13 protein-coding genes are annotated in these 12379 nt (G+C 65.3%); 5 read left to right on the top strand and 8 right to left on the bottom strand.

Going from position 1 to position 12379, the window contains the following annotated elements:
* Positions 1-32: 32 nt before the first annotated feature.
* From cobJ to cobG, 4 genes are read right to left on the bottom strand one after another with little or no spacing between them, the layout of a single operon-like run.
* Positions 33-1724, bottom strand: coding sequence for a precorrin-3B C(17)-methyltransferase (cobJ, locus tag ACYQ1A_RS00120; RefSeq protein WP_499359171.1), 1692 nt, complete (start codon positions 1722-1724; stop codon positions 33-35).
* Complete coding sequence (locus ACYQ1A_RS00115) at positions 1712-2449, bottom strand: precorrin-2 C(20)-methyltransferase (RefSeq protein ID WP_499359169.1); 738 nt, start codon at positions 2447-2449, stop codon at positions 1712-1714. The genes cobJ and ACYQ1A_RS00115 overlap by 13 nt, the downstream gene beginning before the upstream one ends.
* The gene (locus ACYQ1A_RS00110) at positions 2446-3072 is read right to left on the bottom strand and encodes a precorrin-8X methylmutase (protein WP_499359168.1); all 627 of its coding nucleotides are present in this window, start codon (positions 3070-3072) and stop codon (positions 2446-2448) included. Before ACYQ1A_RS00110 ends, ACYQ1A_RS00115 begins: the two co-directional genes overlap by 4 nt.
* A complete protein-coding gene (gene cobG, locus ACYQ1A_RS00105) occupies positions 3072-4445 on the bottom strand; it encodes a precorrin-3B synthase (protein WP_499359166.1) in 1374 nt (457 codons plus the stop codon). The genes ACYQ1A_RS00110 and cobG overlap by 1 nt, the downstream gene beginning before the upstream one ends.
* A gap of 133 nt (positions 4446-4578) precedes the next feature.
* Here cobG and cbiE point away from each other — a divergent pair, with 133 nt between their 5' ends.
* Genes cbiE through cobM form a run of 3 tightly spaced genes read left to right on the top strand, consistent with a single transcriptional unit; the run spans position 4579 to position 7306 of the window.
* Positions 4579-5856, top strand: a complete 1278-nt coding sequence (cbiE, locus tag ACYQ1A_RS00100) for a precorrin-6y C5,15-methyltransferase (decarboxylating) subunit CbiE (protein ID WP_499359164.1) — start codon at positions 4579-4581, stop codon at positions 5854-5856.
* Positions 5853-6587 (top strand): cobalt-precorrin-6A reductase, encoded by a 735-nt coding sequence (locus tag ACYQ1A_RS00095; protein ID WP_499359163.1) that lies wholly within the window; start codon positions 5853-5855, stop codon positions 6585-6587. The genes cbiE and ACYQ1A_RS00095 overlap by 4 nt, the downstream gene beginning before the upstream one ends.
* Complete coding sequence (gene cobM / locus ACYQ1A_RS00090) at positions 6584-7306, top strand: precorrin-4 C(11)-methyltransferase (RefSeq protein WP_499359162.1); 723 nt, start codon at positions 6584-6586, stop codon at positions 7304-7306. Before ACYQ1A_RS00095 ends, cobM begins: the two co-directional genes overlap by 4 nt.
* Before the next feature lie 79 nt (positions 7307-7385).
* On the opposite strand, the gene ACYQ1A_RS00085 is transcribed toward cobM, so the two are convergent.
* Both ACYQ1A_RS00085 and ACYQ1A_RS00080 read right to left on the bottom strand, forming a co-directional pair.
* Complete coding sequence (locus ACYQ1A_RS00085) at positions 7386-8126, bottom strand: CbtA family protein (RefSeq protein WP_499359161.1); 741 nt, start codon at positions 8124-8126, stop codon at positions 7386-7388.
* 12 nt (positions 8127-8138) lie between these two features.
* Positions 8139-8351, bottom strand: a complete 213-nt coding sequence (locus ACYQ1A_RS00080; RefSeq protein ID WP_062225576.1) for a CbtB domain-containing protein — start codon at positions 8349-8351, stop codon at positions 8139-8141.
* A gap of 165 nt (positions 8352-8516) precedes the next feature.
* Here ACYQ1A_RS00080 and ACYQ1A_RS00075 point away from each other — a divergent pair, with 165 nt between their 5' ends.
* Together ACYQ1A_RS00075 and ACYQ1A_RS00070 are read left to right on the top strand one after the other, a co-directional pair.
* Positions 8517-9080: a histidine phosphatase family protein gene (locus tag ACYQ1A_RS00075; protein ID WP_499359158.1), complete on the top strand. Its 564-nt coding sequence runs from the start codon at positions 8517-8519 to the stop codon at positions 9078-9080.
* A gap of 151 nt (positions 9081-9231) precedes the next feature.
* Entirely contained in the window at positions 9232-9642 is a 411-nt protein-coding gene (locus tag ACYQ1A_RS00070; protein WP_499359157.1) for a hypothetical protein, read from the top strand.
* Here the strand turns inward: ACYQ1A_RS00070 and ACYQ1A_RS00065 are convergent.
* Together ACYQ1A_RS00065 and ACYQ1A_RS00060 are read right to left on the bottom strand one after the other, a co-directional pair.
* Positions 9627-10316 (bottom strand): response regulator, encoded by a 690-nt coding sequence (locus tag ACYQ1A_RS00065; RefSeq protein WP_062225066.1) that lies wholly within the window; start codon positions 10314-10316, stop codon positions 9627-9629. The genes ACYQ1A_RS00070 and ACYQ1A_RS00065 overlap by 16 nt on opposite strands.
* Positions 10309-12264 (bottom strand): type IV pili methyl-accepting chemotaxis transducer N-terminal domain-containing protein, encoded by a 1956-nt coding sequence (locus tag ACYQ1A_RS00060; protein ID WP_499359154.1) that lies wholly within the window; start codon positions 12262-12264, stop codon positions 10309-10311. The genes ACYQ1A_RS00065 and ACYQ1A_RS00060 overlap by 8 nt, the downstream gene beginning before the upstream one ends.
* Between the last annotated feature and the right edge of the window lie 115 nt (positions 12265-12379).

Here is a 12379-nt window from a genome sequence, read left to right as displayed (position 1 = left end):
TGACGGCTTTAGGTGGTGGGTCATGACCCACCCTATGCATCGGGGTTGGGGTACCAGCGGGGGGTGTAGGTCCATTCGGGGCTGTGGCCGAGCTGAAAACGGCGGGTCATGGATGAACCGATCAACACCATGGTGCGCATATCCACGTCGCTGGCTTGCAGTTCGCCCAGCGTAAGCGTGCGCAGCGTGCCGCCGGGGCGGCCGATGTCGCGGCCCAGTACCACCACGGTTTCGGGGCGACGATGGCCGCGCACGATGTCGAGCGCGCGCTCCAGTTGCCACGGGCGCGCCCGCGAAATCGGGTTGTAAAACGCCAGCGCCAGATCGGCCGCTGCCGCGTGCGCCAGCCGCTGTTCGATCACCGCCCACGGCTTGAGATTGTCCGACAAAGACAGCATGCAGAAGTCATGCCCCAATGGCGCGCCCGCCACCGCCGCGGTAGCCAGCGCTGCCGAAATGCCGGGGATGATTTCCAGCTCGATGCCACCCCAGCGTGCGTCCTCACTGGCTTCCAGCGCTTCCAGTACCGCGGCCGCCATGGCAAACACGCCGGGATCGCCCGACGACACCATCACCACCCGCTTGCCCGCCAGCGCCAGTTCAAAGGCATGGCGTGCGCGCTGCATTTCTTCGCGGTTGTCCGTGCCATGCACAATCTGCCCGGCACCAAACGGCCCGGCCATTTTGACGTAGGTGTCATAGCCCAGCACATCGGTGGCCTGATCCAGCGCCAGGCGCGCGGCGGGGGCCAGCAGATCAGCACGGCCGGGGCCGAGGCCCAGCACGCTGAGGCGGCCGCGCGGGCGGCCGATCTGCTCGATGTCGATGGCACGCTCGGCCAGTAGCACGGTGACCGTGGCATCGGTCGGGGTCAGCGTCTGCATGCTTGCCAGCGGCAGCACATCGGCGTCATCGAGCAAACGTAAGGGCACGCCCAGGGCTTGCGCCGCTGCGGCGGCCAATGTGCTCGACAAATGCAAAGGCAGCACCAGCGCCGCCAAGGCCTGCGCCGCCAAGCCGTGCGTCGCCAGCGCCGCTTGCACGCGCGCCACCATATCTTCTGTTGAAGTCAGTACGGCCAGCACGCAACGTGGATGGATCACCAGCTCATTGCGCGCGCCTTGCCATAGATAGGGGCTCAGGCGGATGGCGTGATCTGCGGCATCCTGCAGCGGCAATTGCGCCGCAGCCAGCCACGGCATGTCGCCCTCAACCCGTGTAGCCGCACCAGCCAGCAGATCGGACACAAAACGTTTGCCCTGTTCCAGATCCGCCAGTGCATAGCCCGTTGGCGGGTTGAGCAAACACGTGCCAAAGCGCAGTTCGCCGCTGGTAGTAATCGCGGGCGCCACCGCCAGCGCCGCCGCCACCCGGCGTGCCAGCACATTGGCACCGGTCAGCCCACCCAGCAAAGGCACCACGGCGCTGCCGTCCTCCGCCACCGCCAACACCGGCGGCTCGCTGCCTTTGTTGGCCAGCAACGGCGCAATGCAGCGTATGACTATGCCCGCCGCGCACAAGGCGATGATGGGCACGTTGCGCGCATACAGCGCACGCAAGTGGCCACTCAGATCGGCATACGCCACATCGGCCTGCACGCGCCCGCTGAGCGCATGCACCTGCGCACCCGGCAACGCCGCCTGGATACGCCGTGCAGTGGCCAGCGCGCCGCTACCCAGAATCAGCACGGCGGCGCCAGCGAAGTCCTGTTCTAACCGCGCCATTTCTGCCCCGGCACCACCAGCAAGGAAAAATACGGTGACGCCATCGGCTCCACTTCATCAATCGGCACGATGCGTTGATTGGCCATGGTGGCGCGTTCTACATAAAGCGCGCGTTCGGCCAGGCCCAGGTCCTGCAGCACGCGGCGCACTTTGTCGAAATTGCGCCCCAGCTTCATGATGACCGCCGCTTCGGCATCAGCCAGACGCCGCTTGAGTTCCGCTTCGGGCAGCACGCCCGACAGCACGCTCAAGCTCTGATTGCGATACACCAGCGGCACGCCCAGCACCGCCGCGCCGCCGAGCATGGAACACACGCCCGGCACCACTTCGGCCGGATAGCGCGCGGCGAGCCGGTCGTGCAGATACATATACGAGCCGTAGAAAAACGGATCGCCTTCGCAAATCACCGCCACATCGCGGCCCGCATCCAGCTGCAGCGCCAGCTGTGCGGCCACGGTGTCATAGAAATCGGCAATCACGCTTTCATAATCCAGCGGCGGGGCCAGCGCTTCGGTGGTCACCGGATACACCAGCGGCACTTGCTGCTGCGTGGCGGTCAGATGTTGTTCGATGATGCTGAAGGCATTGCCTTTTTTGCCTTTGGCAACGAAATACGCCACCACCGGCGCGGACTGCAGCAAACGCAGGGCTTTGACGGTGATCAGCTCCGGATCACCGGGCCCGACGCCGAGGCCGAGCAGACGGCCCAACTGAGGTGTGCTCATTCCGCCTCCGTCGCCAGCGCGTTGACGGCGGCAGCGGCCATGGCACTGCCGCCACGGCGGCCCTGCACCACTACAAACGGCACGCCACGGCTGTTGGCGGCCAACGCGGCTTTGGATTCGGCCGCGCCGATAAAGCCCACCGGAAAACCGAGGATCAGCGCCGGTTTGGGCGCACCGGCATCCAGCATTTCCAGCAGATAAAACAAAGCGGTGGGCGCATTGCCAATCACCACCACGCTGCCCGCCAGATGGGGCCGCCATAGTTCCAGTGCGGCGGCGGAACGCGTATTGCCCAGCTCGCTGGCCAGGCCCGCCACTTGCGGCTGATTCAGCGTACAGATCACCGCGTTATCCGCGGGCAAGCGCGCGCGGGTAATGCCTTCGGCCACCATGCGGGCATCGCATAAAATTGGCACGCCCGCGCGCAAAGCCGCGCGGCCCGCGGTACCGGCGCCTGCAGAAAACGCCAGGTCTTGCACCACGTCGGTCATGCCGCAGGCGTGGATCACGCGTACGGCCAGTTTTTCCAGATCGGGCGGGATGGCGCCAAGGTCCGCTTCGGCGCGGATGGTGGCAAACGAGCGGCGATAGATTTCCTGGCCGTCGCGAAGGTAATCGAGCATTAAATCAATCCGGGTTGGGTGGGCTGCGCATTCAGCATTTGCGCGGCCTGGGCTAACGTTATGGTTGTTGCATACGGCGCGCCAAAACCGGCAGCTCCGTTGTATTGATAGAGGTCGTAATGACCGTCCGCCACGGCCAGTAGCGTCCACGGCGCGCAATGTGCGGCGGCGCAAGAACGAACACAGCCAGTCAGATGCACCGCGTGCGGCTGGTCCAGCCAGCCCGCCAGCGTGACGGCATCGGCTTTGACGTCGGCCAGCGCGCGCTTGCAGCCGCTGCGCCCGGCACAGGCAATCAGATGCGCCAGCGGCGCGCTGCGCTCGGTGAGCAAGCCCAGCGCTTGCCACTGGCGCTGCAGCTGCCGCGCGCGTGGCGCGCTCAGATCGGGCAGCAGCACGCCTTGCCATGGGGTCAGATGCAGAATGCCGTCGCTGGCATCGGCCAGTTGCCGCAATTGCGCCGGGTTCAAGCGCCCCAGCGGCCATTGCGCGCCGAGATAGTACATCGGCGCTGCGGTCAGCGTGTGCGCTTGTGCATGGATGCCGATGCGGGCCTGAGCAGGCGTGGCCGGGCGTTGCCATCGCGGCGGCATGGCGGCGGCGTCCAGCGCAAACGGCAGCTGCGCTTGCACTTGCTGCAACAGCGCCGCGCCGCCGTGGGTGGCCAGCACATCGCGCATGCGATGTTGCTGCGGCGTCGCCAGCGCCAGAAAAGCGCGCAGCAGCGCCAGCACCACCGTCACGGCCTGTTCGGCCGGCACCACGGCCCATACCGGCGCGCCATGGGCGGCATCCGCCGGGCAACCCGCCAGCCCGAGCGCCATGCGCGCCGCGCCGCGCTCGCCAGGCAAGGCGGCCAGCCAGACGTCGTGCGGATGATCGATGGCGGACAGGGCCTCGCCGCCATCCAGCAGCACACAGAACTTGGGCGACAGCGCGGCAAATTGCGGCTCAGCTTGCAGCGCTGCCAGCAATTGCGCCGCCAGCGGGCGCGTATCGAGCATGGCGGCCGCATCGCGTCCAGCCAGCGGGCTGATCATCACATTGCGCACACCGTCGCGCTCGGCCAGCGAACCGGCGCCGTCTTGCGGCCCCAGCCCGGCCGCCAGCAAGGCTTCGATCAAGGCGCTTTCTGCGCCGGGCCGCACGCCCCGGATTTGCAGATTGGCGCGGTTGGTGGCCTCGATCACGCCACTGGCAAATTGCGCCGCCGCGTCGGCCACCGCGTGGGCCTGGCGGGCCTGCAACACGCCCGCCGGCAAACGAATACGACACAGGCCGCCATCGCCGGTGGGCACGATATTAAGCAAGCCCGGGCAGGCGGACACACGGGGTGCGGGCGGAGCAGCAGAAACAGCAGGCGATGAGTTCAAGAAAGCACCGGATTGAACATGAAAACGCAAGCGCAGCGCGGGCTGGCGGCGGGCGATACGATATACTTGCGGCCTGATTTGCAGCGGCAGTCAGGCTGCGGTCGGGCTGGCTTGCTATGTTATGCAATTTTGTATGTCACGTCATCGCAGTGCCGCCAGCCCGGCGCCGCAAAACAAGGAAAAACAAGGCATGAGTGCGTGGTTAACCGTGGTGGGCATCGGTGCTGACGGCTACGTCGAACTGCCGCGCAGTGCCCGCCGCGCTTTATGGCAGGCCGAGCTGATCATCGGGTCCGAGCGCCAGCTGGCCTTGTTGCCATCGCGTTTGCCCGCGCAACGGCTGAGCTGGCCGACGCCGTTTGATCTGGCGCCCGTGCTGGCGCGGCGCGGCACTGCGCTGTGTGTGCTGGCCAGCGGCGATCCGATGTTTTATGGCGTGGGCGCCAGCCTGGCGCAACACGTCGCCGCCGACGAGATGCGGATTATCTCGGCGCCCTCTTCCGTGGCGCTGGCAGCGGCCCGGCTGGGTTGGCCGCTGCAGCATTGCACGGTGCTCTCGCTGCTGACGCAACCCCTCGCCAGCCTCAATCGCAATCTGTACGCCGGGCAGCGTTTATTGCTGTTGAGCGCCGACGGCCATACCCCGGCCGCCATCGCGCGTCATCTGCACGCGCTCGGCTTTGGCCCCAGCCGCATGACCGTGCTGGAACAACTGGGCGCAGCGCAGGAACGCCGTATCGATGCCCAGGCGGCGGACTGGTCGCTGGCCTGCACCGCCAAACTCAATCTGGTTGCGGTCGAACTGATCGCAGAAGGCGACGCGCGCAGCTTGCCGCTGACGCCGGGCCTGCCCGACGAGGCCTATCGCCATGATGGCCAACTGACCAAGCGTGATGCCCGCGCGATCGCGCTGGCGCGCCTGGCGCCGCGGCCCGGCGAATTGCTATGGGACGTGGGCGCGGGCTGTGGTTCGATCGGCATCGAGTGGATGCGCAGCCACGCCAGTTGCGCCGCCATCGCCATCGAAGCCGACCCGGGCCGCCAGGCTTTGATCGCGCACAATCGTGAGCAGCTCGGCGTGCCTGCACTGAAACTGGTGTGTGGCCATGCGCCAGCGGCCCTGGCCGGGCTGGCCGCGCCCGACGCGATTTTTATTGGTGGCGGCGGCAGTGGTGCTGGCGTGTTGGCCGCGTGCTGGCAGGCGCTCAAACCGGGCGGGCGGCTGGTCGCCAATGCCGTCACGCTGCAAGCCGAAGCGGCGCTGCTGGCGTGGCGGGAACAGCATGGCGGTAGCGTCACCCGGCTTGCCCTGGCACAGGCGCACCCGCTCGGCGGCTTTGATACCTGGCGGCCCGCTTTGCCGCTACTGCTGTACGAAGTGCACAAGCCGCACCCGGATGTGACCGCATGAATATCCTTTTGCTGGGTGGCACCGGCGACGCCTTGCAACTGGCGCGCCAACTGGACCCGCGCACCCTCTACAGCCTGGCCGGGCTGGGCCGCGTGCCGCAGGATTTGCCGTGCCGGGTGCGCGTCGGCGGCTTTGGCGGCGCCGCTGGCATGGCGGCATTGATCGCCAGCCACGCCATCGGCCTGGTGTTCGATGCAACACATCCCTATGCCGCCCAGATCAGCGCCAATGCGGCGGCGGCGTGCGCGCAAACACAAACGCCGTATTGGGCCTTGCGGCGCGCGCCGTGGCAGCCCGGCCCCGGCGATGACTGGCGTGAAGTGGACACCTGGGCCGAGCTGATGCAGGCGCTGGCGCGCTTTCGCCGACCGCTGTTTACCTCGGGCCGCGAGCCGCTGGCCCATCTACACGACATCCCGCCGCACCAGCACTGGTGGGTGCGCTGCCTCGACCCCCATCCCGGCACCGCGCGCGCCGACATCCTCGCCGTACGCGGACCATTTACGCTGGCAGGCGAACGCGCCCTGCTACAGGCGCATGGCATTGACGTCATCGTCAGCAAAAACAGCGGCGGCAGCGCCACCGAAGCCAAGCTCCAAGCGGCACGCGAACTGGGTTTGCCAGTGCTGATGAGCCGTCGGCCGGCCCTGCCCCCGGCCGAGCGCGAGTTTGTTGATGTGCCGGGCGCCCGCCAGGCGTTGACTGAATTTCTGAACGAGCATTCCGCATGACTGTTTACTTTATTGGCGCCGGCCCCGGCGACCCCGATCTGATCACCGTCAAAGGCCAGCGCCTGGTACGCAGTTGCCCGGTGATTCTGTACGCCGGCTCGCTGGTGCCGGCCGAAATCCTTGCGGGTCATCAAGCGCATCAAGTGGTCAACACCGCCGAGCTGACGCTGGACGCCATCATAGATCTGCTGGCTGCGGCGCATGCGCGGGGCGAAGACGTGGCGCGCGTGCATTCAGGCGATCCGGCCTTGTATGGCGCCATCGGCGAGCAAATCCGCCGCCTCAAAGCGCTGGATATCCCCTACCAGATCATCCCCGGCGTCACCGCTACTGCCGCCTGCGCCGCAACGCTGGGCGTGGAACTAACGCTGCCGGGCGTCTCGCAAACGCTGATCCTGACCCGTTACGGCAGCAAATCAAAACTGCCACCAGGCGAGCAGTTGGGCGACCTGGCGCGGCATCAGGCCACGCTGGCCATCCACCTGGGCGTGCGCCACCTGGCCGCCATCGTGCAAGAGTTGTTACCGCACTACGGCGCGGCTGGCACGATTGCGGTGGTCTACCGCGCCAGTTGGCCGGACGAAACGCGGGTAGTCGGTACGCTGAGCACCATCGTTGACCAGATTGCAGCAAGCGATATCGAGCGTACTGCGCTGATTCTGGTCGGACGCGTGCTGGATGCGACTGATTTTGCCGATTCGACCCTGTATGCGGGCTGAAATCCTGCGCTGTCATTGCCCATAAAAAAACGGGCCCGATCCAGCTGGATCGGGCCCGTTCTGATCTACGCGCAGACGGTTAATGCGCCACCGCTGGCGCGCGCAATTCGCGCATTTTCTGCTCAGCCAAAACGCCAAACAGCAAGCCCAGCGTGGTCCACATCAGGGCCTGCATGCCCAGTGCAGCAATCCGGAATTTCCACAGCAGCACGGCCGGGAAAGCCGCGGGTACTTCGTTGAAATCGGGCAGCAGCGCCTGCGCCACGCCGATGATCACAACGAATAACAGCCCTGCCAGCAGCGAGGCATTCCACCAGCCCAAGGCCTGGGCCAGCGCCTTGCGCACGCTGAGCGCCGTCACCATGGCCGCCAGCGAAATCGCGATCAGCGCAAAGAACAAGGCGGTGCGCATGCCGATGGTGTCGGGATCGCCTACCGCTGGCGGATTGGCGGGATATTTGAGATTGGGCACGATGGTGAGCGCAACAAACCCAGCCAGCGCCATCCACGCCGCCAGTGGCCGCGCCTGCAATTTGCTGCCGCGGCCGTAAATCAAAGCAAAGGTCAGCGCAAACAAACCGCCAAAGGCCGCGCCATACGTCACCACGCCGGTGAGCAAACCGACGCCGGCCTGGGTTGCGCGGCTAACCAGTTCCGGTTCATCGGCTTCGCCGTCGTGATGATGTGAGTGCGCGTGCGCTTCTTCAAACGCGATGGCCTGGTTGACTTGCGGTTCGCCCGCAACACGCGCAAAGCCAAACGTCAGCAAGCCTGCGACCACGCCCGCGAGCATGCCGCGCAGCAATAATTGACCGACCATGATGTCCTCGGCTTAGTGGCAGGGAAAGCCGAGCAAATGGCGACCGTCGTGCACAAACTCGTGAATATAGGTGCCCTGGAACAGCGCCGTGGCACCTTGCTCGCTGCCGACAAAATACAGCGCTAACAAGGCCAGCAGGCCGCCAAACACGGCCCAGGGCAGCCAGGCGCCCAGCGGAATCGGGGTGGGCTCGACCACGGCCGGATTGAGGATGGCTTCGCTCATAAATCTCTCCTGAATTGCAAGCTGGGTAAACATCACGTCATTGTAGTGATACGAAAGACGTTTGCCTTTTGATTTTGCGGGCATTCTAATGGCGCGCGAAACTTATCGGAACTGAATTCTTTTCACACGGCAACGCGCCGCTTTCACCTTGTCCGGAACCGCCTTATGTCCACGCGTTTGCACCTGTTCAGCCTTGCCGCCAGCGCCGCCGTCCGCACTGCTTGTTTTCCGGCCGATGAGCCGCTGGACGAACGCGGCCTGCGCGAGACGCGCGCCAGTGGCCTGATCGAGTGGGTGCCCGCCGCAGCCCGCGTGGTGTGCGCGCCGTCCGCACTGGCCGTGGCCACCGCCGCGGTATTGCCACACGCGGTGCACATCGAACCCGCCCTGGCCGACGCCGACTATGGCCGCTGGCGCGGTCTAAGCCTGGGCGAGGTCGCGCAGCGCGAGCCCACAGCCCTGGCGGCATGGCTACGCGACCCGGACGCACGGGCTGGCGGTGGCGATTGCTTTGGCGATGTGCTGAGCCGGGTCGGGACATGGCTGGACGGGCTGGAGCCGGAAGCGGCTGATATCGTCGCGCTGACCCATCCGGCGGTAATCCGCGCCGCGCTGCTCCACGCGCTGCAAGCGCCTGCGCACGCTTTTGCCCGCATCCAGATTCCGCCCTTGCGGCGGTTTGAACTGCGCCGCGCGGATCAGGGCTGGCATTGGTGGCCCGCCGCATGAATAGGGCAGCGCGTCGCTCACCGCCATGATATGCAGATCGCGACGCAGCAAGTCGCGCTGCGGCATCGGGATGGCGTGGATTGGTCTAGGTTTCAGGTAAGCCGCGTGGTGCAACTACTAGCGGATAGCCCGATCAACCGCCGAGACCATCATGCTGCCACGTCAGATATACACCGCCCTTGCCCTTGCTCTGCCCGTGCTCGCCCACGCCGGACCGCGGCTGGATGACAACCAGGTCAAGGCGCTCAAATATACGCAGCGCCTGCTGGTGCTGGAGCAGAACGCACATTTTGTGCTGGTGGAAAACCAGAGCGACCCGGCCGACCATGACAAATCCTGCGCCTGGAAAAACGTCGCCAACCAGCGCGCCTATGTGGAACTGCAGGCGCAGCTGTATACCCATCTGGCCAAACCCAGCGCGGCCTTCTTGCGCTCCTTGCGGCCCTTGCAACAGCAACTGGCATCCAGCCGCGCCGAATTTGCGGCACAGCCCATCCCGGTGCGCGCCGATGTCAAACCTGATCTTTGTCTGGATGTGGATCCGATCTATCTGGATGTCTGAAGCGGTGGCGAGCTGGCATCGCCCGCCGTCAAACCATGTTCCACCGCATACACCGCAGCCTGTACCCGGCTGCTCAAACCCAGTTTCTTCAGGATGTTCTGCACGTGAATCTTGATGGTGCTTTCGGCCAGATCAAAACGGCGAGCGATCAGCTTGTTGCTGGCGCCCAGGGCCAGACAGGACAGGATTTCGCGTTCGCGCGGCGTGAGTTTTTCGTCGCCGCGCAGCGCGACGCCTGGCGCCGGGTTGACGCGTAATTGCTGCACCAGCTTGGCCGTCATCGCCTGCGCCACCACGGCCTCCCCGGCATGTGCACGGTGGATGGCGTTGATCAGGTAATCGGCATCGATATTCTTCAGCAAATAGCCACAGGCGCCCGCACGCAAGGCGGTGGCCAGGTCGTTAGCGTCTTCAGACACAGTCAGCATCAGCACGGCCAGCGTGGGCGTGGCTTGTAACATCAGCTTGAGCGCCTCCACGCCGGACAGGCCCGGCATGTTCAGATCAAGCAGTACCACGTCGGGCTGCAAGCCATGCGCCAGTTTGATGGCCTCCGCGCCATCCCCGGCCTCGCCCACCACGCTCAGATCGGGGTGGCGGCCGAGCAACAAGCGCATGCCGCTACGAAACAAGGTGTGATCATCCACCAGCAAAATGCGGATCGCTTCAGTCATGCCGATACGCTTCCGGGAGCGGCGCAGGGGTTGGGGCGGCACTGCTGCCGGGCAGGGTCAGCGCCACCGTTACGCCAGCGTCGTTGAATACATCCAGTTGCGCGCCCAGCCGCTCGGCCCGTTCCTGCATGATATGCAGGCCGACGTGGTGCGCAGCGGGTTCGCCCCGCCGTGCCGGGCTCAGGCCGCGGCCGTTGTCCTTGACCACCAGGCGCAGCGGACTGTCGTTATGCAAGCGCACCTCTACCGCCGTGGCATGGGCGTGCTTGCGCACATTCGAGAGTGCTTCCTGCACGATAAACAGCAGCTGCAACTGCGCGTCGGCCAACAAGGGGCGGCCCTGCCCGCTCAGTGTCAGCGTGCTGGCGATGCCGGTTTGCTGCCGAAACTTATCGAGCACCGTGCGCAAGGTGCTGACCAGATCGCCCGCCTGCAAGCGCGTGCGAAAGTTGAGCAGCAGTTCGCGCACATCTTCGTAACTTTCGGTCACCCCGGCGCGCAACAGCGGGACAGCGGCCTGGGCCTCATGCAGCGCGCCCCGCTGCAGCGAGTCGTCCAGCATCTGCACTTGCAGATTCAGAAACGTCAGGCCCTGGGCGATGCTGTCGTGCAAGCCTTGTGCCATCAAATTACGTTCTTCCGAGACCGCCAGCTCGCGTTCCCGCGCGGCCAGGCGCAGGTTTTCCAGGGCGATACCCAGATGCTGCCCCAGCGTGCTGAGCAGTTGTTTCTCGCGTTCCGGTAGCGCGCGCTGCTGGGCAAAATGCAGCGTAATCAGGCCCAGCTCGGTGCCCCCTGCTGCCACCGGCACGGCATACACCTGAGCAAAGCCGGCTTCGGCACAGGGCAATTGCGGCTGTACCGGGTTAAAGCGCATATACACGCTGATGGGCTGGCCGCCTTGCGCCGCACCGCAATGGCAGTCTTGCGGATGCCGACACCGTTCGGCATCGCGCAAGGCATCCGGCAGGCCGATGCTGCTGGCCAGCCATGCGCTGTGTTGCAAAGGATCAAGTACGCGCACGCTGCCGGCAGCGGCATCGAATCCGCTCAACAATCGTTCCAGCACACCACGGCACAGCGCGTGCGCGGTTTGCGGGCGATATACAAAAGCGACCACCTCATACAACAAGGACAGCTCGCGATTCTGCGCATGCAAGGCGGCGGTTTTGTCGAGCACGCGCCGCTCCAGCGTGCCGTAGGCATCGGCAAGGCGGTCGGCCATATGGTTAAAGCTTTGCTGTACTTCGCCAAACTCATCGCGCGTTTCCACCGGCAGCCGCACGGTAAAGTCCTGCGCTGCCATGCGGGCAATGCCGTCACGCAAGCGCGCCAGTGGCCGGAAAATAAGCAGAAACATCAGATAGATTTGCGTCAGCGCACCGACGATGGCCAGCGCGATCAAAAACATTTGCGACACACGCAGCCACAGGGTGCGCCGCGCACTGAATTGTTCGATGGACAAAACCAGTTGGTTAACCCGCTCAACAAAGGGCTCCAGCTCGGCTGCAAAATCACCATCCTGCGGCACGGGGTGCCCATTGAGCACCGGCACGATCCAGCGCGTGGACCAGCGCTGGTAGTCGGCATCGATCCGCTCAAACTGCTGCCGTACGCCCGGGGTTGCTGGCAAATACAGCGGGCGCGCCGGGTCTCCCGCACGCAGCAGGTGCAAGGTCTGCTGGAATTGCTGGTGTTCTGCGCGCAGCGCGGCGATGTGCGCGGGGTCTGGCGCATTAAGGTACTGCTGCAACAACAGCGCCACATGATAGCTGCGCATGCGCAAACTACCGGCGGTGTTGATAGCCGCCCCCGCGCCTTCCAGCTGTCGCGACAGATACAAGGTAAAGCAGATGGCAGCCAGCCCCACCACCAGTGCGCTCAGCAAGACAGCCAATACCCGTGCCGACAGCGGTCGACGGCGCGGCGCAGCGCGGGATGCGGGCATGAGGTGAGGCGGCGTGAGCATGCGAGGAGTCTGGTCCAACCGGGCGTGGGCGCAATCTGTGGCGCGAAGGTCTGCCAGCATAGCGGCGCTGGCGCCCGGTTTTATTGTCCGTTCG

It is taken from the genome of Silvimonas sp. JCM 19000 (assembly GCF_054652575.1).
The sequence above is the reverse complement of the archived record's forward strand: the minus strand, read 5'-3'. Positions and strand labels throughout refer to the sequence as shown.